Source organism: Streptomyces iconiensis (genome assembly GCF_028657195.3).
Taxonomy (GTDB): domain Bacteria; phylum Actinomycetota; class Actinomycetes; order Streptomycetales; family Streptomycetaceae; genus Streptomyces; species Streptomyces iconiensis.
In genome coordinates this window covers 102889-124663 of the sequence record NZ_JANCPR020000004.1, presented here as the reverse complement: position 1 = coordinate 124663, position 21775 = coordinate 102889, and the positions used below count along the sequence as shown (strand labels likewise).

Annotated in this window: 20 protein-coding genes and 1 pseudogene; 11 read left to right on the top strand and 10 right to left on the bottom strand. The window is 72.4% G+C overall.

Features of this window, described 5'->3' with window-relative positions:
- Window positions 1-128 precede the first annotated feature (128 nt).
- Both NMN56_RS05065 and NMN56_RS43005 read right to left on the bottom strand, forming a co-directional pair.
- Window positions 129-494 (bottom strand): annotated as a pseudogene (locus NMN56_RS05065) (DedA family protein); the annotation flags it as partial.
- A 101-nt stretch (window positions 495-595) separates the two neighbouring features.
- Window positions 596-1570 carry a class I SAM-dependent methyltransferase gene (locus NMN56_RS43005; protein ID WP_347178575.1) on the bottom strand — a complete coding sequence of 325 codons (975 nt, stop codon included), beginning with the start codon at window positions 1568-1570 and terminating at the stop codon, window positions 596-598.
- Window positions 1571-1783: 213 nt separating this feature from the next.
- Here NMN56_RS43005 and NMN56_RS05055 point away from each other — a divergent pair, with 213 nt between their 5' ends.
- Window positions 1784-2977 (top strand): sensor histidine kinase, encoded by a 1194-nt coding sequence (locus NMN56_RS05055; RefSeq protein ID WP_274039160.1) that lies wholly within the window; start codon window positions 1784-1786, stop codon window positions 2975-2977.
- A complete protein-coding gene (locus tag NMN56_RS05050) occupies window positions 2974-3627 on the top strand; it encodes a response regulator (protein WP_274039159.1) in 654 nt (217 codons plus the stop codon). The genes NMN56_RS05055 and NMN56_RS05050 overlap by 4 nt, the downstream gene beginning before the upstream one ends.
- A gap of 57 nt (window positions 3628-3684) precedes the next feature.
- Here NMN56_RS05050 and NMN56_RS05045 read toward each other — a convergent pair whose 3' ends face one another.
- Together NMN56_RS05045 and NMN56_RS05040 are read right to left on the bottom strand one after the other, a co-directional pair.
- Entirely contained in the window at window positions 3685-5469 is a 1785-nt protein-coding gene (locus NMN56_RS05045; protein ID WP_274039158.1) for a hydantoinase B/oxoprolinase family protein, read from the bottom strand.
- Window positions 5466-7514, bottom strand: coding sequence for a hydantoinase/oxoprolinase family protein (locus tag NMN56_RS05040; protein ID WP_274039157.1), 2049 nt, complete (start codon window positions 7512-7514; stop codon window positions 5466-5468). Before NMN56_RS05040 ends, NMN56_RS05045 begins: the two co-directional genes overlap by 4 nt.
- Window positions 7515-7680: 166 nt before the next feature.
- Between NMN56_RS05040 and NMN56_RS05035 the strand changes: the two genes are divergently transcribed.
- Window positions 7681-8178 carry a YybH family protein gene (locus tag NMN56_RS05035; protein WP_274039156.1) on the top strand — a complete coding sequence of 166 codons (498 nt, stop codon included), beginning with the start codon at window positions 7681-7683 and terminating at the stop codon, window positions 8176-8178.
- A 45-nt stretch (window positions 8179-8223) separates the two neighbouring features.
- On the opposite strand, the gene NMN56_RS05030 is transcribed toward NMN56_RS05035, so the two are convergent.
- On the bottom strand, window positions 8224-9399 hold the full coding sequence (locus tag NMN56_RS05030) for an acyl-CoA dehydrogenase family protein (protein ID WP_274039155.1): 1176 nt from the start codon (window positions 9397-9399) through the stop codon (window positions 8224-8226).
- A gap of 386 nt (window positions 9400-9785) precedes the next feature.
- Between NMN56_RS05030 and NMN56_RS05025 the strand changes: the two genes are divergently transcribed.
- The gene (locus NMN56_RS05025; protein WP_274039154.1) at window positions 9786-11063 is read left to right on the top strand and encodes a glycoside hydrolase family 18 protein; all 1278 of its coding nucleotides are present in this window, start codon (window positions 9786-9788) and stop codon (window positions 11061-11063) included.
- A gap of 146 nt (window positions 11064-11209) precedes the next feature.
- On the opposite strand, the gene NMN56_RS05020 is transcribed toward NMN56_RS05025, so the two are convergent.
- Together NMN56_RS05020 and NMN56_RS05015 are read right to left on the bottom strand one after the other, a co-directional pair.
- Window positions 11210-11473: a GlsB/YeaQ/YmgE family stress response membrane protein gene (locus NMN56_RS05020; protein ID WP_274039153.1), complete on the bottom strand. Its 264-nt coding sequence runs from the start codon at window positions 11471-11473 to the stop codon at window positions 11210-11212.
- A gap of 107 nt (window positions 11474-11580) precedes the next feature.
- On the bottom strand, window positions 11581-12261 hold the full coding sequence (locus NMN56_RS05015) for a TetR/AcrR family transcriptional regulator (protein ID WP_274039152.1): 681 nt from the start codon (window positions 12259-12261) through the stop codon (window positions 11581-11583).
- A gap of 159 nt (window positions 12262-12420) precedes the next feature.
- On the opposite strand from NMN56_RS05015, the gene NMN56_RS05010 reads away from it, so the two are divergent.
- From NMN56_RS05010 to NMN56_RS04985, 6 genes are all read left to right on the top strand, one after another.
- A complete protein-coding gene (locus NMN56_RS05010; RefSeq protein WP_274039151.1) occupies window positions 12421-13086 on the top strand; it encodes a DUF6230 family protein in 666 nt (221 codons plus the stop codon).
- Window positions 13077-14330: a DUF6114 domain-containing protein gene (locus NMN56_RS05005; protein WP_274039150.1), complete on the top strand. Its 1254-nt coding sequence runs from the start codon at window positions 13077-13079 to the stop codon at window positions 14328-14330. Before NMN56_RS05010 ends, NMN56_RS05005 begins: the two co-directional genes overlap by 10 nt.
- Window positions 14327-15238: a hypothetical protein gene (locus NMN56_RS05000; RefSeq protein ID WP_274039149.1), complete on the top strand. Its 912-nt coding sequence runs from the start codon at window positions 14327-14329 to the stop codon at window positions 15236-15238. The genes NMN56_RS05005 and NMN56_RS05000 overlap by 4 nt, the downstream gene beginning before the upstream one ends.
- 87 nt (window positions 15239-15325) lie before the next feature.
- Window positions 15326-17059 carry a bifunctional 3'-5' exonuclease/DNA polymerase gene (locus NMN56_RS04995; RefSeq protein WP_274039148.1) on the top strand — a complete coding sequence of 578 codons (1734 nt, stop codon included), beginning with the start codon at window positions 15326-15328 and terminating at the stop codon, window positions 17057-17059.
- A gap of 268 nt (window positions 17060-17327) precedes the next feature.
- Window positions 17328-18785, top strand: coding sequence for an NADP-dependent phosphogluconate dehydrogenase (gndA, locus tag NMN56_RS04990; RefSeq protein WP_274039147.1), 1458 nt, complete (start codon window positions 17328-17330; stop codon window positions 18783-18785).
- A gap of 116 nt (window positions 18786-18901) precedes the next feature.
- Window positions 18902-19165: a hypothetical protein gene (locus NMN56_RS04985; protein ID WP_274039146.1), complete on the top strand. Its 264-nt coding sequence runs from the start codon at window positions 18902-18904 to the stop codon at window positions 19163-19165.
- Window positions 19166-19286: 121 nt separating this feature from the next.
- On the opposite strand, the gene NMN56_RS04980 is transcribed toward NMN56_RS04985, so the two are convergent.
- Window positions 19287-19505, bottom strand: coding sequence for a hypothetical protein (locus tag NMN56_RS04980; RefSeq protein ID WP_274039145.1), 219 nt, complete (start codon window positions 19503-19505; stop codon window positions 19287-19289).
- Window positions 19506-19749: 244 nt separating this feature from the next.
- Here NMN56_RS04980 and NMN56_RS04975 point away from each other — a divergent pair, with 244 nt between their 5' ends.
- On the top strand, window positions 19750-19953 hold the full coding sequence (locus NMN56_RS04975) for a hypothetical protein (protein ID WP_274039144.1): 204 nt from the start codon (window positions 19750-19752) through the stop codon (window positions 19951-19953).
- Window positions 19954-20167: 214 nt separating this feature from the next.
- On the opposite strand, the gene NMN56_RS04970 is transcribed toward NMN56_RS04975, so the two are convergent.
- The gene (locus NMN56_RS04970) at window positions 20168-20362 is read right to left on the bottom strand and encodes a CsbD family protein (RefSeq protein ID WP_274039369.1); all 195 of its coding nucleotides are present in this window, start codon (window positions 20360-20362) and stop codon (window positions 20168-20170) included.
- A gap of 190 nt (window positions 20363-20552) precedes the next feature.
- Window positions 20553-21770 carry a S8 family peptidase gene (locus tag NMN56_RS04965; RefSeq protein WP_274039143.1) on the bottom strand — a complete coding sequence of 406 codons (1218 nt, stop codon included), beginning with the start codon at window positions 21768-21770 and terminating at the stop codon, window positions 20553-20555.
- Window positions 21771-21775 lie beyond the last annotated feature (5 nt).

Below are 21775 nucleotides of genomic sequence, written 5' to 3'. Positions count from 1 at the left end.
CCTGACCCCGCCCGGGGCAGCGCTCTCCGCACGCCGATCGCGCCGGCGGCCACGAGCGCGACGGCTCCGGCCAGGAGAGGCGCGGCCCGGCCGTAAGCGGTGAGGTGGGCGGCTGCGTAGCCGGCTCCTGTCTCGGCACCCGCCCAGAGGACGGCGCCGACGGCGCTGTAGGGGGCGATACGGCGGAAGGAGGGCCCTGCGACACCTGCCAGGCACGGGGCGACGGTACGCAGGACGGGAAGGAAGCGGCAGACCAGCACGGCCCTGCCACCGTGTGCGCTCATCGCCGAGGCGGCCCGCAGCCAGGCGGCCTCGGGCACCCGGCGCCCGAGCCGTCCGGTCCGCAGCCGCGGGCCCAGCCTGCGTCCTGCGCGGTGACCCAGCCCGTCCCCGGTCACGACGGCGGCCACACAGACCGCCAGGACAACGGGCAGTGACAGGGTGCCCGTGCGGCAGAGCGCGCCCGCCGTCACGAGGGCGGTGAGCGTGGGCACGAAGGCCCCGACCAGCAGGACGGACTCGGCCAGGACCGCGGCACCCAGTACGGCGTACGCGGCGAGCGGCGGCACCACGCCGAGGAACTGCGCCGGCGTACTCACCGTGACACCCCTGCCCCGGCCCCTGTGCCGGACCCGGTCACGGTCCCTGCCCCCGCGCCGGGCCCGGCCCCGGTCCCGGTCGCCCCAGCCCCAGCCCCGGCCCCTGCCCCATCCCGGCGCGCCCCGCGCCCGGCCGCATCCCGTCCGCGCCGGACGACACCTCGTCCGGCGCCCGCACCCTGCTCCCCCGCGTCCCGCTCGGCCGCATCCCGAGCGGCGGCGTACTCCCCGGCGACGCCCGCGTGCTGCTCGGCGAAGGGGTCCGGTAGGAAGCGGCCCGGGGGACGCAGAGGGCTCGGCAGGCTCCAGACCCTCGCGGGCGGGAGGTTGGCGAGGACGGTCCTGGAGGTGGCGCCGCAGCGGCGCCGGTATCCGTCCATGAGCGCCTCCACCTCACGGTGCCTGGCGCAGCGCGCGCGGGGCAGCAGGCGGCGGACCGCCGCGGTGCCGAGGTAGGAGAAGTAGGTCAGTGTGCCGCCGGGACGCAGCAGTTCCAGATAGCGGTCCATGATCGTCTCAACGTCCGCGGGGGCGAAGTTCGCGAAGGGCAGCCCGGAGACGATGACGTCGTAACCCTGTCCGGGTTCCAGCCGCTCGACGCGCTCCGGGTGCACCCGGACCCCGCAGGGCGCCGGCCCGTCGGCGGCCTGACCGGGGTGTGCGCTCACGAGGCGGGAGAGGCGCGCGGCGAAGCGGGGGTTGGCCTCCGCTATGTCCAGATGGCTGTCGGGGCCCAGAAGCGGAATGAGGGAACGGGTGACCGAGCCGGTTCCGGCTCCCGCCTCCAGCACCCGCAGCGCGCTGTCCTGCCGCCCCCGCAGCGGTTCGGTGAGCAGGTGGGCCAGGCGGCGTCCGCTGGGTGCGACGGCGCCGGTGGTGCGGATGTCCCGTAGGGCTTCGGCCAGGAACATCAGGGTTTCGGGGCCGCGCCTTGCCGGGGCAGGGGCGGCTGGGGTCTCACGGTCGTCCATGGACCCGAAACTAGGAAGGCCGAGCGGCTCCAGAATCCGCCTTCCTGCGACGGTCACCCCCTACGAAGGTCGGGGCCCGTCCCCTCCGAACGGAGGAAGTGGAGGCGCGCTGCGGCTGCCTACGGTGGGCGGGTGAGCGTATGCGGCGGCCTTCTGGTGACCCGATGGAACTGGTGGTTCCGGTCTACGGAACGGCACAGGTGGCTCCGCACCGTGGGTGCGGACGCCGCGCTGGTGGCGGTGGTGACGGCCGTTTCCGCACAGGAGGCGAGCGTCGGGGCCGGCGGGGGCGGCCTCGGTGATCCGCCCGTCGTCGCCGCGCTCGCCGCCGGTCTCGCGCTGGCGGGGCGGCGCAGATGGCCGCGTGCCGTCGCGGTGGTCACCGTGGTCGCCGCCGCGGGGTGGGCGCTGCTCCTGCCGCTGCTGGTGGGGGTGTTCGGCCTCGCGACCCGGCACCGCGTCCGTGAGGCGCTGTGCTGCGTGGTCGCCGCACTGGGCGTGAACATCCTGCTGACTCCGGAGGCCGGCCTCTGGATGACCCGTGCCTACGGGCCCGCGCTGCCGCTGGTCCTCGCGGTCGTGCTCGGGCTGTGGGCGGGCAACAGGCGCCGGCTGGTGGAGGCGCTCGCGGCCCGCGTGGAGCACCTGCGCGTCGAACGGGAGCTGCGCGAACAGGCGGCGCGGCTGGCCGAACGTGCCGCCATCGCCGGCGAGATGCACGACGTACTCGCACACCGTCTGAGCCTGATCGCGCTGCACACCGGCGTACTGACCACTCGCGGGGACGGGCTGCCCGAGGCGGTGGCCGAGCGTGTGGCGCTGCTGCGTACGGCCTCGACCGAGGCGCTCGGCGACCTGCGCGACGTACTGGGCGCGCTCCGCGATCCGGAGTGCCGCTCCACGGCGCCCGCGCTGCGCGAGATCGACGGGCTCCTGGCCGAGGCACGTGCGGCGGGACAGCAGGTCGAGGCGGCCGTCGAGGGCGACCCCGCGCGGGTGCCGGCCGCGCACCAGCTCGCGGTGTACCGCCTGGTGCAGGAGGCGCTGACCAACGCGCGCAAGCACGCGGGCGGCTCCCCGGCGGGGGTCAGCGTGACGTACGGGCCGCCCGCGACCTTCGTCGAGGTCACCAACTCCGGCCCGGGGCACCCGCGTTCGGCCGTACCGACCGGCGTACCGCCCGGCTTCGGTCTCGTCGGCCTGGCCGAACGCGTCGAGGCGCTGGGCGGACACCTGGAGACGGGGGCGCGTGAGGACGGAACGTGGCGGGTGGCCGCCCGCATCCCCCAGCCGGCCGACCTCCAGAAGGGCTCCCTGGACTCCCCGGGCTCCCGCAACCCCATGAATTCCCTCGACTCCCCCGACTCCCTGAATTCTCTCAACTCCATGAACGGGGAACTCCGTTGATCCGCGCCATGATCGTCGACGATGACGCCCTCGTCCGCCTCGGACTCACCGACCTCCTCGAAGGCGATACCGACGTCGAGGTCGTCGCGCAGGCAGCCGACGGGCTGGAGGCCGTCGAACGTGCCGCTGAACGCCAGGTCGATGTGGCGCTGGTGGATGTGCGGATGCCCCGGCTGGACGGCATCGCGGCGACCGCGAGACTGCGCGCGCTCCCCAGGCCGCCGCACGTGATCACCTTGACCACCTTCGATCTGGACGAGTACGTGTACGACGCGCTCGCGGCCGGAGCCGACGGGTTCCTGCTCAAGGACGCCGACCCGCCCGAGATTCTCCGCGCCGTGCACGTGGTCGCGTCCGGCTCCGCGATGCTCCATCCCTCGGCCGCCCGCAGGGTGATCGACCGCTTCCACCGGGAGACACGCCCTGCCTCCAGCACGGCACGGGCCCGCGTCGACCGGCTCACGCCGCGCGAGCGGGACGTACTGGGCCTGCTCGCCGAAGGCGTGCCCAACGCCGACATCGCCCAGCGCCTGGGCATGCGCGAGAGCACCGTCAAGGCCCACGTCAGCCGCATCCTCACGGCCCTGGACGTCGGCAACAGGGTCCAGGCGGCACTGCTGTGCCGCGACGCGGGCCTCACCGGCGGGTGAGACGCGTGCCCTCACAGGCGGGTGGACGGGGCCTCCGCGCCGGGGAGTTGTGCCGGATCAGCCTCCGGAGGTCTCCCGCTCGCCGGAGCCGTAGGCGCTCACCGCTGCTCCGGGTGTCAGCAGTCCCTGGCGTACGTCCTCGCGTACGGCGTCCGCCGCCCGTTCGGCGGCCGGACCGTAACCGCCTCCGCCGCCCGACTCGCAGCGCAGGACGTCGCCCGCGCGCACGGCGAGCGCGTTGGCCTTCAGCAGCGAACGTTCGTCCGGCGTACCGGGGTTGAGGGTGACGCGGGGCGGGGTGCCGTCCTCGCCGCCGAACAGGCCCCACGCGGGAGTGACCGAACGCTCCCACCACAGCGAGAGCTTCTGGTCGGCTGCGAAGCGGTACTGCCGTACGACACCGTTCCCGCCCCGGGTGCGTCCCGCGCCGCCGGAGTCCGTGCGGACCGTGTACTCCTCGACACGTACGGGGAAGAGCGTCTCCAGCACCTCGACGGGCATGTCGCGCAGGGAGCCGTTGACGTTGTTGATCAGGCAGGACTCGCCGTCCTGCGCGTCCCACGCACCCCAGCCGCCGACCGTCGCCTCCTGCGAGACGAACAGCTTGCCCGTACGCGGGTCGGTGCCGGTCAGCTGGACGATCATCGAGTCGCCGTAGCTGGCCGCCGCGGCGCGCTCGGGCACGGCGGGCGCGAGGGCGCGTACGACGAGGTCGATGACGAGGCCCAGGTGCGAGTAGTAGTACTGGCAGGCCGCAGGTTCGACGGCCGCGAGCATGGTTCCGGGCCTGGTCAGCACCTCCAGCGGCCTGAACGAGCCGCCGTTGAGGGGCACTTCGCCGCTCACCAGCAGCTTGTAGCCGACGCGGCAGGCGGCGACGGTCTGCGCCGCGCCGCAGTTGACGGGCCCCGTCGCCTGCTCGGCGCAGTCGGTGACGTCGACGGTCATACGCTCGCCCGCGATCTCGACCCGCACGGTGACCCGCAGCGGGGTGCCGAGGTCGATGCCGTCGTTGTCGAGATGACCCGTGGCCTCGTAGGTGCCGTCGGGGATGGCGGCGATCTGCTCGCGCTCCAGACGTTCGGTCTGCGCGAAGATCGCGTCACGGGCCGCGAGCACCGTGCCGGTGCCCCACCGCTCCACGATCTCGGTGAGCCGGCGTGCTCCCGTACGCGCGCAGGCGACCTGGGCCCGCATGTCACCGAGTGTCGGCTGCGGGAAACGCACGTTGGTGGCGATGAGCTGGTGGGTCAGCTCGCAGGGCTCACCCGCCTCGTAGACCTTCAACGGGCCCATGCGCAGGCCCTCCTGGTAGATGGTGGTGGAGTCCATCGAGCCGCCGGGGTCCTTGGAACCCATGTCGATCCAGTGGGCCCGCGAGGCGGCGAACCCGATCAGCTCCTCGCTGCCCCCCTCCCCGCTGAAGATCGGCGCGTAGACGGTGACGTCGTTGAGGTGGGTGCCGCCGATGTACGAGTCGTTGAGGAGCCACACGTCACCGGGGCGCCAGACCTCGGCGCCGTACATGCGCTCGGTCGCGCGGGTGCACTCCTCCAGGTTCCCGAGGAAGATCGGCAGCCCCGAGGACTGGCCGAGCACATGGTGGTCCCGGTCCAGGAGCGCGACGGCGCAGTCCTTGGCCTCGTAGATGGTGGGCGTGTAAGCGGACCTGATGAGCGTGGTGTTCATGTCCTCCGCGGCCTGGAGCAGCGCGCAGCGGATGATCTCCGTGGTCACGGGGTCGATGGGGTGGACCTGGGCGGTACGCGCTCCGGCCGTACGGGTTCGGGTGGTGCGCGCTTCGGCGGTACGGGCATCGGCGGTACGGGCTTCGGCGGTCACGCGGCAGCTCCGATCTTGAGAACGAGGAAGCCGTTCGGGTCGACCGTGGCGGCCGAGTCCGGCGGGATCACGGTGGTGGAGGTGGCCTCGACCACGACGGCCGGTCCGGGCACATGGGTGCCGGGCGCGAGGTGTTCGCGGCGCAGGACGGGGGTGTCGTGCGCTGTGCCGTCGAAGGTGACGCGCTTGACGGTCGCCGCGGCGGCCCCGCCGGGTGCCGGTTCGGGCGCGTAGGGCTCGGGCGTCATCCCCGGCAGGCCGCCGAACGCCGTGGTGCGCAGGGTGACGAACTCGACGGGCGCCTCGGGGGTGGCATGGCCGTAGCGGCGCGCGTGGAGCGCGGCGAAGCGCCGGGCCGCCTCGGCGCCGAACCCCTCGTCCGCGGGTTCGCCGGCGCCGGAGAGCGGCACGGTCAGCGTGTAGTCCTGGCCCTCGTACCGCATGTCGACGGCGTGTTCGACGCGCCGCCGCTCGGCGGGCACCCCCTGTTCGGCGAGTGCGTGGCGTGCCTCGGTCTCCAGCGAACCGAGTGCCCCGGACATGGCGGCGCCGTCGAGTGCGTCGCCGGGGGTGAAGAACTGCCGGACGAGGTCGCGCCTCACCTCGGTACCGAGCATGCCCCACGCGGAGAAGGCCCCCGGGAAGCGCGGTACGACGACCTCGTCGATGCCCAGCTCGCGCGCGAGTGCCGCGGCGTGCACGGGTCCCGCGCCGCCGAAGGCGAGCAGCACGAACTCGCGCGGTTCACGGCCGTGTTCGACGGTGAGGGTGCGGATCGCCTGGGCCATCTTGGCGTTCGCCACGTCACAGATACCGCTCGCCAACTCCCCTGTTTCCAGGCCCAGTTCATTCGCCAGGGAAGCGACAGCCGTATGCGCGGCGCCGGTGTCGAGGGTCATGTGTCCGCCGGCGAACCAGTCGGGGTCGACACGTCCCAGTACGACGTTGGCGTCCGTGACGGTGGCACGGGTGCCGCCGCGCCCGTAACAGGCGGGCCCGGGTACGGCGCCGGCCGACTCGGGTCCCACGCGCAGTCCGCCCGCCTCCGCATAGGCGAGCGAGCCGCCGCCCGCACCGATCGTGTGCAGGTTGACCAGCGGCATCAGCACGGGGAAGCCGTCGGCCGCGCCCTCCGACGAGACATCGGGGCGGCCGTCGAGGACGAGGGAGACATCGAAGGAGGTGCCGCCCATGTCGACGCAGATGGCGTTGGGGCGGCCGAGCAGTGCGCCGGCCGCGGTTCCTCCCATGGTGCCGCCGACGGGCCCCGACAGCAGCGTCTGGAGGGGGTGGACACGGGCGAAGGAGGCGTTGACGATGCCGCCCGACGACTGCATGACCTGCACGGGGACGGTCAGTCCGCGTGCGGCGAAGCGGTCCTCGATCCGGTTGAGGTAGCCCCGCACGACAGGGCCCGTGTACGCCTCCAGCACGGCGGAGGAGGTCCGCTCGTACTCGCGCCATTCCCGGGCCACCTGGTGGGAGAGGACCACGAGGACGTCGTCCCCCAACTCTTCGCGGAGGATCTCGCCCGCGCGCAGTTCGTGCGCCGGGTTGGCGTAGGCGAACAGCAGGCAGACGGCTACGGCGTCGAACCCCTCGTCGCGCGCGCGGGCGGCAGCCGCGCGTACGGCCCGCTCGTCCAGTGGCTCGGTCTCGGTGCCGCGCGAGTCGAGCCGCCCGCCCGCCTCGGCCGTGGCGGAGCGGTCCACCAGGGGCGTCGGCTTGCGGTACTTGAGGTCGAACATGCGGTCGCGGTTGCCGCGCGCGATGTGGTAGACGTCGCGCATCCCGGCCGAGGCCAGCAGGAGCACGCGCGCGCCCTTGCGCTCCAGCAGCGCGTTGAGCCCCTGGGTGGTGCCGTGCACGAAGAACGAGATGTCGCCCGGTGATTCCACGGCTCTGCCGAGCGCGGCGAAGACGCCCTCGGCGAGGTCGGCAGGCGTGGTCGCCGCCTTCGCCGCGGCGAAAGTGCCCCGCTCCTCGTCGTACGCGACCACGTCGGTGAAGGTGCCACCGATGTCCATGGCAACCCTGTATGTCATGCCGCCTCCCGGCTCCGTCTGGGGATCGTCGAGACGCTACCCAGCCGCCGGGCGCGGCCCAGGTGCGCCGAGCACGGCCGGAGAGCGCACACGGTGCGCGGCGCACCGGGGCCCGCTGGCTAACGTGAGCGGCCCGCCCCACCACAAGAAGGAGCCCCGCGACCGCATGCCCACGCACACACCGCACACCCCGGAACCGCACATCCCGGAACCGCACACCCCCGCCGCGCACACACCGCAGCCCGCGGGCGAAGCCGGGGTCGTGTGGTCGCTGCTCACGGGGATGTACGCGGCCTACGAGACGGGTGACCGCGAGGCCATCGACGCGTGCCTCGATCCGGAGGCCACCATCTGGGACTCGGCCGTTCCTGGGCTGCTGCGCGGCAGGGCCGATCTGGAGCGCGTACGGGCCGCGCGCCCCGCTCCCGTACCGGGCGGCGCCCCGGCCGAGACGGGCGTGACCGCGTACGACCCGGTGGCGGAGGTCTTCGGGGACACGGCGGTGCTGCGGTACTGGCTGCGTGTGGAGTTCGGCCCCGGCAGGTTCAGCCCGGAACTGGTACGCAACACGGCGGTGTTGAGGCGCTCGGGTACGGGGCACTGGCGCATCGTGCACCTGCACGAGGACGTGGCCCAGGCAGGAGGGGAGCCGCTCCCCTCCTGAACCCGGCCGCCTCCGGCGTCACTTGGCCGCCGCGGTGCGGCCCGTTCAGCGGGCGCTCTCGGGGCCCGCGAGGTGGCGCGCGATGACCATGCGCTGGATCTGGTTGGTGCCCTCCACGATCTGGAGCACCTTGGCCTCACGCATATAGCGCTCGACGGCGAAGTCCGCGGTGTAGCCGTATCCGCCGAGGAGTTGGACGGCGTCGGTGGTGACGCGCATCGCGGCGTCCGTACAGAACAGCTTGGCCATCGCCGCCTCCCGCGAGAACGGCTTGCCCGCGTCGTGCTTGCGTGCCGCCGTCAGATACAGCGCGCGCCCGGCCTCGATCTGGGTGCCCATGTCGGCGAGCATGAAGCGCAGGCCCTGGAAGTCCCCGATGGGGCGGCCGAATTGCTCGCGCCCCGCGACATAGGCGAGCGCCTCGTCCAATGCCGCCTGCGCGATGCCGATGGCGCATGCGGCGATGCCGAGGCGCCCGGAGTCCAGGGAGGAGAGGGCGACGGCGAAGCCCTGGCCCTCCTCGCCGATGCGCCGGGAATCGGGCACACGTACGCCGTCGAAGTGGAGCTGTGAGGTGGGCGAACCCTTCAGGCCCATCTTGTTCTCGGGCGGCGCCGGGCTGAGCCCCTCGGCGTCCCCGGGAACGAGGAACGCGGTGATCCCGCGCGCGCCTTCACCGCCGGTGCGGGCGAGGACGGTGTAGAAGTCCGCGATGCCGCCGTGCGTGATCCACGCCTTGGTGCCCGCCAGCACCCACGCGTCGCCGTCACGGACGGCGCGGGTGCGCAGCGAGGCGGCGTCGGAGCCCGACGCCGGCTCGGAGAGGCAGTAGGCGCCCAGGAGTCCGCCCCCGAGCATGTCGGGAAGCAGTTCGGCGCGCTGTTCCTTGCTGCCGAAGTGCGCGAGCCCATGGCACGCGAGGGAGTGCACGCTGACTCCGAGGCCGACCGTGAGCCGCGCGGCGGCGAGTTCCTCCAGCACCTGGAGGTAGACCTCGTAGGGCTGCCCCCCGCCGCCGTACTCCTCGTCGTAGGGCAGACCGAGCAGTCCGGAGCCTGACAGCAGCCTGAACGTCTCACGGGGAAACGTGCCGGTGCTCTCGCCCTCGGCCGCGACGGGGCTGATCTCACGCTGCGCCAGGTCGCGTACGAGGGTCAGCAGGTCGCGGGCTTCCTGGGTGGGCAGTTCACGTTCCACCGGCTGCGGACCGTGCTCCGTCATGGCGCGCTCTCCTTAGGTCAGGCTGCGGCGGACACGCGCCTGGGTGTGGCGGCGTCGCCGTGGGGAGCTGGCCCGCGTGCGGGCCAGGAGGGTTTCGCTGCCCCCGCCGTGATACTGCACCTCCGGGTTACGGAGGCGGCTGACCAGCGGCTGTGGCGAATTGGAGTATGCCCGATCGGGGGTCGCCCGTCACCGGCGTACGCGTGTGAGCCGAGCCCGATTCGAGCCACACACAGGGAAATTGGTCCGAACCATTGACGCACTGGTCTAGTCCTTCTACATTCCGGTACACGTAAGGATCGTGTTCATGCCAGCTCCGCTCCGGCCAGGCGCGGACACGTGCCACGGCCGCAGCACCCCCCGCTCCCCCACATGCGAGGAGAACCATGCTCGGACCGGACAGATCACGCGACCCCGGCGCACGGCACCTCCAGCCCCGGCGCCGCCGCCTCTTCGCCGCCGTCGGCGCCGCCTGCGCCGTGGTGCTCGCCGCGACCCTGCTGTCGGTCACGGCCTCGGCCGGAGAGAAGGAGTACCCGGACACAGCGGCGAAGCCCTCGGCCGCCGCGGGCAAGACGGTCGGATACTTCACCAACTGGGGCGTCTACCAGCGCAATTACCACGCCAAGAACATCGAGACCTCCGGCTCGGCCGACAAGCTGACGCACATCAACTACGCGTTCGGCAACGTCGCCGGCGGCAAGTGCACCATCGGTGACGGCTACGCGGACTACGAGAAGGCGTACACGGCCGACCAGAGCGTCGACGGCCAGGCCGACACCTGGGACCAGCCGCTGCGCGGCAACTTCAACCAGCTGCTGAAGCTGAAGAAGAAGCACCCCGACCTGAAGATCCTCTGGTCCTTCGGCGGCTGGACCTGGTCGGGCGGCTTCACCCAGGCGGCCAAGAACCCCGAGGCGTTCGCCGAGTCCTGCTACAACCTCGTCAACGACGCGCGCTGGAAGGGCCTCTTCGACGGTATCGACATCGACTGGGAGTACCCCAACGCCTGCGGGCTCACCTGCGACGCGAGCGGCCCCGCCGCCTTCCCGAACCTGATGAAGGCACTGCGCGCGAAGTTCAGCGGCAAGCTCGTCACCGCCGCGATCACCGCCGACGCCTCGGACGGCGGCAAGATCGACAAGGCGGACTACAAGTCGGCCGCGCAGTACGTCGACTGGTATCTGCCCATGACCTACGACTACTTCGGGGCGTGGGACGCCCAGGGCCCGACGGCCCCGCACTCCCCCCTCACCTCGTACGACGGCATCCCGAGGGACGGCTTCAACACCGAGGCCACGATCACCAAGCTCAAGGGACTCGGCATACCGGCCGGCAAGCTGCTCTACGGTCTCGGCTTCTACGGGCGCGGCTGGAACGGCGTCTCGCAGGCGGAGCCCGGCGGCACGGCGACGGGCCCGGCTCCCGGCAAGTACGAGCAGGGCATCGAGGACTACAAGGACCTCAAGAACCGCTGCCCCGCCACGGGCAAGGTCGGCGGCACGGCCTACGCGCACTGCGGCAACCAGTGGTGGAGCTACGACACACCCGAGACCATCGCGGCCAAGGGCGACTGGGCGGCCCAACAGGGCCTCGGCGGCTCCTTCTTCTGGGAGCTGAGCGGTGACACGGCGAACGGGGAACTGATCAAGGCCATCAAGTAGGCAGCCGCCGCTCAGGAACGGCGAGGCCCGCTGTCCGAAGCCATCGAGAAGGGAGGGCCGTCACCCCAAGGGCGGCCCTTGCCGGCGCGGCCCCGTGGCGAACATGCCACGGGGCCGCGCACACGACGGCGCCCCCGGGTGCGCCCCTACCTGCGTGCCTTCGCCCGGTCGAGCACGCCGACCCCCACGGCGGCCAGCGCGACCTGGATGAGCAGTTCGAGCCAGTCGACGCCCTTGGTGTCCGCGACGCCCACGGCGCCCGCGATGGCGGTGCCGACCAGCGCCGCGACGATACCGACCACGAGCGTCCACAGGATGCCGACCCGTTGCCTGCCGGGCAGTACGAGCCGGCCCAGCGCTCCGATGATGATGCCGATGACGATCGCGCTGATGATGCCAGAGATATCCATGACTTCCCTTTCAGCCCTGTTGGGAAGGGTTCTGGATACGAGTGTCCACCGTGCGGCCACCTATGTCGGCCCCGGGGGGACCGGCCGGGGGCCGGTACGTACGCCCCTCAGCCGTCCTGGCCCTCCGCCCGCTCTCCGTCCTCGACGGACGGCGCGGGGAAGGCCGGCTCGAACTCCTCGATGACGGCCAGGGTCCGCCTCAGCGTACGGATCACCAGGTCGCACACCGTCTCCCGGGGCAGCTCCTGGTGCGCGATCCAGTCCAGCGTGACGCCCTCGACGGACGAGAGCCAGCCCACCAGGGCCGTACGTGCCAGCGGCGGGATGTCGGTGCGGCCCCAGGCACCCTCGGCGATCGTGCTCAGCAGCTGCTCGCGCACCCTGTCCCTGATGGCGAGGACCTGCGCGTCGTGGCCCACTCCCCCGGTGACGATGGTGCGGTAGGCGGCCTGGTGGTGCTGCGCGTAGCGCAGGTAACCGTCGATGGTGCGCTGGACACGCTCCGTGCGCGGCAGCTCCACGCCACCGGCGGCACGCAGGACGAGCTCGGCGACCGCGTCCTCGATGATCGCCATGTAGTAGCCGCGCTTGTTGGTGAAGTAGTAGTAGATCAGCCCCTTCGCGACACCGGCGTTGCGTGCGATGTCGTCCATGGACAGGGCGTCGTACGAGGTGTCGGCGAACAGCTTGCGGCCGGTCGCGAGGAGTTCGGCCCGGCGTGCCTGGGACCGCTCGGTGCCACGGGGTGCGGGGACGGAGCGCGGACCGCGCTGTTGACTATTATTCAAAACCGACCCTAGTCTCCAAGTGCCATGGGATGAACGCAGTATGACAGCCCCTCACCCAGGTGCTCGGGCTTCCCCATAGAACCGCACGTTCCGCACTTCTCGCACCTCTCGTACCCCTCGCACCTTCGCACTGCATCCACGGCGATCGAGGAGTAAGTCATGAACGGGAGCAGAAAAGGAACAGGCAGCAGCAACCCGGGCAGAGCCCGTGCGCGCCGTACGCGCAGGCCGCTGCCCGAGGGCAGAACCGCGTGGAAGAAGTCGGCCGTCGTGGCACTGCCCGCCGTGCTGGCGGTCGGCGCACTGGCCTCCGTGATGGCCGAAGGCGCACTGGCCGCCTCCTTCGCGGTCTCGGGCACCAGCTTCCAGGTCTCCTCGGGCAAGCTGTCCAGCAAGGGGCTCGCCTCACACGTCAACGTCGACCGCTCCGTCGACGGCAAGGGACACCCCGTGGCACTGCTCGGCCTTGACCGTGCCGAGCTGGACAGCATCTGCCAGTCGGCGCGCGTGCCCACGCCCCTGGGCACCGTTGTCTTCAAGCTCCAGGCGGGCGGGGACGCGGGCAAGGTCACCGCGAGCAACCTGGTCATCGACACCGAGGACCTCGTCGGCGACGCGCGCTTCGGTACGGCCGAGATCGGGCGCGACGCCTCCCGGCTCGACGCCGTGCCGGGGGTCAAGGGCGAGCGCGGCAAGTTCGGGCTCCAGGCCGGTGACATCTCCGTCGCCGGAGTGAAGTCCAAGGCGTGGTCGGCCACGGGCGGCAACTTCCGTCTCAGGGGGCTCAAGCTCAATGTGAGCCTGGGCGGAAAACAGTGCTTCTGAACGGGCCGGCGCGGCCACGCGGGCCCGGCGAGCTGACCGGGCCCGGCGCGTGGCTCGACCGGCGGCTGCCCCAGCCCGAGCTGCGCCGCGCGCTGCGCGACTGGCGGCGCAGACGGCCCTTCTGGGGAGGGCTGCTGCTGATACTCGGCGGTCTGGAACTCGTCGCCGTACCGCTCTCGCCCCTGACCGTGCTCGTCAGCCTGGGCCTCGGCGGCCTCGCGGCGATCGGCATCGGACTGGCGCTCACCGTGGCGGGCCTCTTCCTGTGGCTGGCACCCCATACGCGCCACTACGTGAGCATCAACGCACTGCTCCTGTCGGTGCTTTCGTTCGCCGCGACCAACCTGGGCGGCTTCCTGGTCGGCATGCTGCTGGGCATCGCGGGCAGCGCGCTCGGGTTCGGCTGGACGCCTCTGGAGCGGGCGGAGGACCGGGAGAGCGAGGAGGGCCGCCGGGGCGAGGCCGCCGAGGCCGCCCCCGGTCGGGAGGCGACTCCCGACCGGCCGCTGCCCCCCGGCCAGGGCGGGAGCCTGGACTCGGGCGGGAGCCAGGGCTCGGGCAGCCCAGGTGGTGCGGGGAACGCGGGCGGCGAGCCAGGTGGCGGTCCACCGGGGCAGCGGACCCTCGCCGTGGCGCTCCCCGTGGTCCTGCTGGCCGCGCTGGGCGGCGCCGGCACCCCGTCACACGCACAGCCGCACGCGCAACCGCGCGGCACCGCGCCATCAGCGGGGCCGGGCGCTCCTGTGGAGGTGCCCCACGCTCAGGCGTTGGCGCCCGGCGGCCCAGCAGCGGCGCCCGGCGCACCCGTAGAGGTGCCGGACACCCCGCCCACCGTCACGACCACGCTGTTCGCACCCGAGGGGTTCACTCTCGCGGGGGTGCGTGAAGTGGCGACCAGCAGGGGGCCGTTGAAGGTGATGGTCCTGCGGATGAAGGCGGCCTCTCTCACCGACTACAGGCTGCGCACCCGTGACCGGGGCGAGAACATGTCCCTCGGGGCCGACTCGCTCCACCTCAGCGGTCAAGTGACGCTCTACCTCACGAAGTTCAGCGGCTGCCTTGAAGGGCTGCTCTGTCTGACCTTCACGCCCGAGTCGCTGCCCGTTCCGCCCGTCGTGCCGCCGTTCGTCTTCATGACACAGGTGGAGGCCGAACAGGCCCTGGTGACCTCGGACGTCATCACCGTCGACGGGCTGACGCTGGGCGCGGGACCCGGTGCGGCTGCCGAGGGGGCCGCGACGTGATACCTCTCCAGGCCGTGCTGTTCTGGGCGTTCGGCACCGGCGCCACGTTCGCCGTTTCGGCCGCGCGGCAGTTGCAGCACTGGCGCCGCTTCACGGGTACAGCGCCGGGCGGGCTGCTCAAGTGGCGCGCGGGCAGCAGGGCGGCCAACCCGTACCTGTGCCTGACCGCGCTGTTCGCCGGGGTGCTGATGGCGCCGACGGGCCTGTTCCTGCTGTGGCAGAACCCGTCGTGGGCGACCATGCACGCCGCTGACGCGCACGACGGTGTGTGGGCCGGCTTCGTACTGCTGTACGCGGGCGGTGTGGTCGTCGGCGCCCTCATCGGCTTCCTGCTGGCGCAGGCCCTGTGCCTGATGGGCATGGCCTACTGGGCGTTCCTGCTCGCCGTCGGCGCCCACTTCCTGCTGTTCGGCACCCTGGTGCACGGCTGGGACGGCTCCGGGTACCGGCGGTTCCTCAGCACAGGGCGGCCCGAACTGGCCGGCTGGCCCCGCGACAGCGTGATCAACAACGCGCTGGAATTCCTCACCTCCGGAACCTTCCTCGCGCTGCTCGTCCTCGGCGCCGCGGTGCTCGGCACCCTGCTGCTCGCCGAGGTCGGCTGGCTGGTGGAGGGCTGGGCCCTGCCGGGCGCCGATGCCGCACGCCGGGTCCCGCGAATGCTGGCGGTGACCGTCGCAGCCGCCGGGGTGTACGGGCTGCCGCTGCTCGGCGCCGTGCTGGCGAGCGTGCTGGTACGGGCGCTCGGCTGGGGCCCAGGGCTCGGCCTCTTCGCGGTCGGCGCCTGGCTCGCGCTGTTGCCGCGGCGCACCCCCGTGCGGTGGCTGTACGGGCTCGTCGGCCTCCCTGACCGGCACTGGCGCACCCTGGAGGACGAGGAGCGGCACGCGGTGGGCACGGCCGCGTGAACGACGTGCCCGCACGGCATACGGGCGGCGCGGCCAGGGTTCCGTACGCCGGCCGGACTGTCAGAGGCCGGTGGCAGACTCGCGGGCATGGATGAGGTGGTGGCCGGACCCGTCACGGGCGGCAGATGGGCGCTGGCCTCGCTCGACGACGGGCGGGTGCGGGTCTGCCCCGTGGACGCGCGCGGCCGGGCCGCAGGCCCCGTACGCACCGAGGAGTCGGCTGCCGCTGCCGTGAGGGCGCGGCCCGGGGTGACGCGCTGGGTGTGGCGCTCGACAGCCGCCGTGCACCCGGAGCTGCTCGCGGCCGGGCTGTGGGTGGAGCGGTGCTACGACATCGAGGCGTCCGAGGCGCTGCTGCTCGGGCACGAGGGCGCTGCGGGCCAGCCGCGCTCGCTGCCCGCCGCATGGGCCCGGCTGCGGGGCCTGCCCGAACCGGAGGACCGTGCGCTCACACCGCGCGACGGCGATCCGCAGCCTTCGCTGTTCGAGGCGGGGCCCGTGCCGTTGCCTGACGGCGTGGACCCGCTGGAGGCCCTGCTGGAGGTGTACGCCGCCCAACTGGCGCGCACGGAGCGCGCCGAGCACCCCGAGCGGATGCGGCTGCTGCTGGCAGGCGAGTCGGCGGGCACGCTGGTGGCGGCCGAGATGACGGGGGCAGGCGTGCCGTGGAGCGCTGACACCCACCGCGAGCTGCTGGTGGAGCTGCTGGGCGAGCGGTACGCGGGCAGCGGGCTGCCCCGGCGCCTGGTGGAGCTGGAGGAGGAGGTGTCGCACGCCTTCGGGCCCGGCTCGCGGGTGCGCCCCGACCTTCCGGCCGAGGTGCTGCACGCCTTCGCACGCGCAGGGGTCCGCCTCTCCTCCACGCGCGCGTGGGAGCTGGAGAAGGTGGACCACCCGGCGGTCGAACCGCTGCTCCAGTACAAGAAGCTCTACAGGCTGTACACGGCGCACGGCTGGACCTGGCTGCGCACGTGGGTGCGGAACGGCCGCTTCCGTGCCGAGTACGTCCCGGGCGGCGCTGCCTCCGGGCGGTGGACGACCAACGGAGGCGGGGCCCTCCAGATCCCGAAGGTCGTACGCCGCGCCGTCGTCGCCGATCCCGGCTGGCGGCTCGTGGTGGCCGACGCCGACCAGATGGAGCCGCGTGTGCTCGCCGCCGTCTCCCGCGACCCCGGCCTGATGACGGTCGCGGGCAGCGGAGGCGACCTGTACACGGCGCTGTCGGAGCGCGCCTTCTCCGGCGACCGCGCCCAGGCCAAGCTGGCGCTGCTGGGCGCCATTTACGGCCAGACCAGCGGTGAAGGGCTCAAGAACCTGGCCGCGCTGCGAAGACGCTTCCCCGCGGCCGTCGCGTATGTGGACGACGCGGCACGCGCGGGGGAAGAAGGCCGCCTGGTACGCACACACCTGGGCCGCACCTGCCCACCCGCCGGGGGCGAGGACCGTGAAGGCGACGGGGGGCCGGACGTTCCCGGCGAGGCGAACGACGACGAGGAGAAGCGGGGAAGCCAGGGAAACGCCGGCGCCGCTGCCCGCGCGCGGGGCCGCTTCACACGGAACTTCGTGGTCCAGGGCAGCGCGGCCGACTGGGCCGTCCTGATGCTGGCCGCACTGCGGCAGCGACTGCGGGGGCTGGAGGCCGAGTTGGTGTTCTTCCAGCACGACGAGGTCATCGTGCACTGCCCCGCGGCAGAGGCGGAAAAGGTGGCCGAGGCGATACGCACCGCCGCCGACCAGGCCGGAGAGGCCGCCTTCGGCCGCACTCCCGTGCGCTTCGCGTTCACCACGGCCGTCGTGGAGTGCTACGCCGACGCCAAGTAGCGCTCTGCCCCCGGCGCCCCACGACGAACTGGCGGCCTGCCCGAACTTCCCCGAGATGGTGGACGAGCGGGCCGGGATCGGACCCCGGGTGCGGCGCACGAGCCGAGCGCGAGGGCGTCGCCGGGGGGGGCGACGCGCCGGGAACTCCGCGCCGCGAGATCATCAGGAGGGGCGGGCATCAGGGCCCGTACGCGAAGGCAGCACGCAGGCAGGCAGTAAACAGGCAGTCAGCAGGCACACAGCAGGCAGGCAGCACGGAAGGGTAACCATGAACGCTTCGGCTCAGATCGGTGTCACCGGATTGGCCGTCATGGGGCGGAACCTCGCCCGTAACTTCGCGCGCAACGGCTACACCGTGGCGGTGCACAACCGTACGTACGCGCGGACCCAGGAGCTGGTGGACCAGTTCGGCGAGGAGGGGACCTTCGTGCCCGCCGCCTCGGCGGAGGAGTTCGTCGCCGCGCTGGAGCGGCCCAGGTGCCTGATGGTCATGGTGAAGGCGGGAGCGCCGACGGACGCGGTGATCGAGGAGTTCGCCGAGCTGGCCGAGCCGGGTGACGTGATCATCGACGGGGGCAACGCGCACTTCGAGGACACCCGCCGCCGCGAGGCGGCACTGCGGGAGCGCGGCATCCACTTCGTCGGTACCGGCGTCTCCGGCGGAGAGGAGGGCGCGCTGCTGGGGCCGAGCATCATGCCGGGTGGCTCGGCCGAGTCGTACGCGTCGCTGGGCCCGATGCTGGAGCGGATCGCGGCACGCGCGCCCGACGGCTCCCCCTGCACCACCCACGTGGGGCCCGACGGCGCGGGGCACTTCGTGAAGATGGTGCACAACGGCATCGAGTACGCCGACATGCAGCTCATCGCGGAGGCGTACGACCTGCTCCGGCGGGCCGCCGGGTTCTCCCCCGAGGAGATCGCCAGGATCTTCCGAAGCTGGAACCAGGGCCGCCTGGATTCGTATCTGATCGAGATCACCGCCGAGGTCCTCACCCATAAGGACGCGGACACCGGCAAACCCTTCGTGGACATCGTCGCCGACCGTGCCGAGCAGAAGGGCACAGGGCGCTGGACCGTACAGACGGCGCTCGGCCTGGGGCTGCCCGTACCGGGAATCGCCGAGGCCGTCTTCGCGCGCTCCCTGTCGGGTCATACGGAGCTGCGGTCAGCAGCCGCTTCGCTGCCGGGTCCGGGGGACGGGGAAGCGCGCTCGGGGGCCATGTCGCCCGAGGAGGCCGCCCGCTTCGCCGACCAGGTCGAACAGTCGCTGTACGCGTCGAAGGTCATCTCCTACGCGCAGGGCTGGGACATGATCCGCGCGGGCAGTGAGGAGTACGACTGGGACATCGACCTGTCCTCGGTCGCCGCCATCTGGCGCGCGGGCTGCATCATCCGGGCCGCCTTCCTCGACCGCATCCGCTCGGCCTTCGCCGGCAACCCCGGCCTGCCCACGCTGCTGGCCGACCCGGAGTTCGCGAGGGAGCTGGGCGAGGCGCAGGACGGCTGGCGCGCGACGGTGACGGCGGCGGTGCGGCACGGTGTGCCGGCCCCCGGTATGTCCGGCGCCCTGGCCTACTACGACGGGCTGCGCGCCGACCGCCTTCCCGCCGCGCTCACCCAGGGCCAGCGCGACTACTTCGGCGCCCACACGTATGAGCGCACCGACCGCGAGGGCACGTTCCACACGCTGTGGGCCGGCGACAGGAACGAAGTGCGTCCGGACTGACCACATGTCACGCGACGGGCGTGTACGGGATGCGCGGGCGCCGCTGCCCGCGCAGGCTGGGGGCTGGAGATCATGCGCGCCGTCCGGCGGCGTGACCGTCGTGACGGAGGTAGAGAATGCGGAACTACGAAGGACCGGCACTGATGGTCTTCGAGGGCGTCGAGACCGAGATGATGGCCGACCTGACCGTCGACCGCAGTGGCGAGCAGGAGGAGTGGGGCGGCACCTTGGAGGCCCAGGCCGGACAGGACCTCGAAGGACTCGTCGAGCACACGGTCATGGTGCGGCTGCCGAACGGCGGGGAGAGCGAGGCCCTGGTCGGCTGGGGCAGCAAGGAGGGGTCAGCGCGGATCATCGGAAACGGCGCAGCGCCCTTCTGACCCGGGCCGCCCCTCCCCCTCTCCCCAGGTGGCGGGGGCGGGGCGGCCCGTTCAGCCGACGAAGCGGCGGCCCGTTCCGGCGGCGGGACCGCGGCGCCGCACTTCCAGGGCCCGCCCCGTGTCAGTACCGGTGCACGGGCGGCGACATGGGCACGCACGCCTTGTTGTTCGGCTCCCAATAGCGGCCCGTCGGGCAGGGCCTGGCGGGTTCGCAGGGCGCGGCGACGGCGGGCACCGCGAGGGCCAGCATCCCCGTGGCGAGGGCCACGGCGAGGGCGCCGCGCGCGAAGCGGTTCCGGTTGAGGCACTCGGTGGTCCGCTCGGTGGTCTCTCTGGTCATGTCGGATGCGTACCTGGTGGCCGGCCAACGACTCGTCCGCCGACCGCGGTTCACCCGTCCGGCGCCCTCCCGGGCAGTGCGGCGCTCACCGGCCGGGTCTGTCTCCGCCCCGTCACAGCCGCGTCCCGGGCCCGTATCCCCGGGCGTCAGCTGTCATCCTCTCCCCCGCCGTTGGCGTCCTGCCCCGTGTACGAACGCGAACGTCCGCGTACGAACGCGGAACGCACGAAACGAGGAGACCCCCATGGCAAGCGGCTGCCGCGACTGTTCGACCTGCACCAAGTCCGGCCTGGGCACGCTGGCGCAGGCGATCGTGGTCGGTGTGCTGTACCTGTGCACACTCGGCATCGCCTACCTGGCCAAGCGCGCCGTACGGCGCCACTGCCCCCAGTGCGGCCACGTACTCTCCCGGCACGCACGCCGCGCCGACGGCTCGTTCCGCGACTGAGCCCGCACGGGCCACTCACGGGCCGCGCACCGGCCCGCACACCGGCCCGCGCTCGGGGTCAACTCCCGTGCCCCGGCGGCAGGTTGGGCCCGCTCCCCGTGGCGCGTGACGCTGGGAACGGAGAAGCGGGCGAACGCCGCGGGGCGAAAGACGCGGGCCGGCGTCGCGGGCGGGCGAGGCAGCGAGCGGGGGGGCCGGGCCACCGGACCGCGGGCTATTGGTCGTCGGGCTTGCGGAGGGAGTCCTTCATCCCTTCGGCGCGGTCCTTGGCTCCTTCCATGGACCCCTTGGCCTTGCCCTTCGCCTGGTCCGTCCGGCCCTCGGACTCCTGCCGCTGGTCGCCCTTGGCCTTGCCCATCATTTCCTTGGCCTTGCCCTTGATCTTGTCCATGGCGCTCTCGTCACCCATGGCGACCTCCTTACGCTCTGACATGACCGGCCCCACCAAATTAACCCTGGACGGAACAAATCTCTCGGTGGGGCCGACGGGAGCCTCGGAAGCGGAAGGGGCCCTCAGAAGCGGAAGAGAGCCTCAGAGCGTGAGGTGTGCCGGGCGCGCGGTGAGCGCCGGTAGCGGGAGCGGGTGGCACGGCCCGGTGTCACTTCGGGACCCGGAGCAGTTCGTTCGGCGTACCTCCGGTCGCGTCAGCGATGGCGCCCGAGGTCGCGCCCTTCACCAGTGCCGCCGAGACCTGCCGCGGTGTCGCCTTCTTGTGCGCGGCGACGTACAGCGCCGCTGCGCCCGTGACATGCGGGGCCGCCATGGACGTACCGGACATGGTGGTGGTGGCCGTGTCGCTCTTGTTGCTCGCGGAGACGATGTCCACGCCCGGTCCGTACAGGTCCACGCGCTTGCCGAAGTTGGAGAACGCCGCCTGGTTGTCGGCCACGTCGCTCGCCGCGACCGTGATCGCCTCGGGCACCCGCGCGGGGCTCGCCTTGGTGGCGTCCTGGGTGTCGTTGCCCGCCGAGATCGCGTAGGTCACACCGGCGGCGATGGACCGCTTCACCGCCTCGTCCATCGCGATGTTCTGCTCGCCGCCGAGGCTCATGTTGGCGACCGAGGGGCCCTTGTGGTTCTTGGTGACCCAGTCGACGCCGCCGACGATCTGCTCGGTGGTGCCCCAGGAGTCGTTGTCGAGCACACGGACCGCGACGATCTTCGCCTTTTTGGCCACGCCGTACTTCGCTCCGGCGACGGTGCCCGCGACATGGGTGCCGTGCCCGTTGCCGTCCTGCGCCGTGCTGTCGTCGTCGACGGCGTCGTAGCCGTAGGAGGCGCGTCCGCCGAAGTCCTTGTGGCCGATGCGGACCCCGGTGTCGAGGACGTACGCGGTGACGCCCGCACCGCCTCCGTCCGGGTACGTGTACTTCTTGTCGCCCTTCGTACCGGCCTGGTCGATACGGTCCAGGCCCCAGGAGGGCGGGTTCTTCTGGGTCCCGGTGGCACGGAAGCGCTGGTTCTGGACGACCTTGTCCACCTTTCCGTCGGCCGCCAGACGGCGTGCCTCGGCCGCGGAAAGCCCGGTGGCGGAGAAGCCGTTGACGGCGGACCCGTAGGTGCGTCTGACCTTGCCGCCGTACTCCTTGGCGAGATCGACGCCCACGGCCGAGGCGTGCCGACCAGGGCTCTCCTTGAGCATCACGACGTAGCTGCCCTTGACGGCGCCCTTCGCACCGGCCGCGTACACCGTTCCTTCGGCGGGGGCAGCGCCCGCGGGAAGCGTCAGCAGCGTCGCCCCGCCGGCGACGGCGAGGGCGGCGCCGACTGCCAGCGATATCCGGCGTTTCTGGGAACGGGCCACGTGGTGTGCCATGCCGG

Bases quoted from the DNA above. Each gene is read 5' to 3' on its own strand.
- NMN56_RS43005 (WP_347178575.1), bottom strand. From the start codon at position 1,570: ATGGACGACCGTGAGACCCCAGCCGCCCCTGCCCCGGCAAGGCGCGGC.
- NMN56_RS05040 (WP_274039157.1), bottom strand. From the start codon at position 7,514: ATGACATACAGGGTTGCCATGGACATCGGTGGCACCTTCACCGACGTG.
- NMN56_RS05035 (WP_274039156.1), top strand. From the start codon at position 7,681: ATGCCCACGCACACACCGCACACCCCGGAACCGCACATCCCGGAACCG.
- NMN56_RS05030 (WP_274039155.1), bottom strand. From the start codon at position 9,399: ATGACGGAGCACGGTCCGCAGCCGGTGGAACGTGAACTGCCCACCCAG.
- NMN56_RS05025 (WP_274039154.1), top strand. From the start codon at position 9,786: ATGCTCGGACCGGACAGATCACGCGACCCCGGCGCACGGCACCTCCAG.
- NMN56_RS05020 (WP_274039153.1), bottom strand. From the start codon at position 11,473: ATGGATATCTCTGGCATCATCAGCGCGATCGTCATCGGCATCATCATC.
- NMN56_RS05010 (WP_274039151.1), top strand. From the start codon at position 12,421: ATGAACGGGAGCAGAAAAGGAACAGGCAGCAGCAACCCGGGCAGAGCC.
- NMN56_RS04995 (WP_274039148.1), top strand. From the start codon at position 15,326: ATGGATGAGGTGGTGGCCGGACCCGTCACGGGCGGCAGATGGGCGCTG.
- gndA (WP_274039147.1), top strand. From the start codon at position 17,328: ATGAACGCTTCGGCTCAGATCGGTGTCACCGGATTGGCCGTCATGGGG.
- NMN56_RS04985 (WP_274039146.1), top strand. From the start codon at position 18,902: ATGCGGAACTACGAAGGACCGGCACTGATGGTCTTCGAGGGCGTCGAG.
- NMN56_RS04980 (WP_274039145.1), bottom strand. From the start codon at position 19,505: ATGACCAGAGAGACCACCGAGCGGACCACCGAGTGCCTCAACCGGAAC.
- NMN56_RS04975 (WP_274039144.1), top strand. From the start codon at position 19,750: ATGGCAAGCGGCTGCCGCGACTGTTCGACCTGCACCAAGTCCGGCCTG.
- NMN56_RS04970 (WP_274039369.1), bottom strand. From the start codon at position 20,362: ATGGGTGACGAGAGCGCCATGGACAAGATCAAGGGCAAGGCCAAGGAA.
- NMN56_RS04965 (WP_274039143.1), bottom strand. From the start codon at position 21,770: ATGGCACACCACGTGGCCCGTTCCCAGAAACGCCGGATATCGCTGGCA.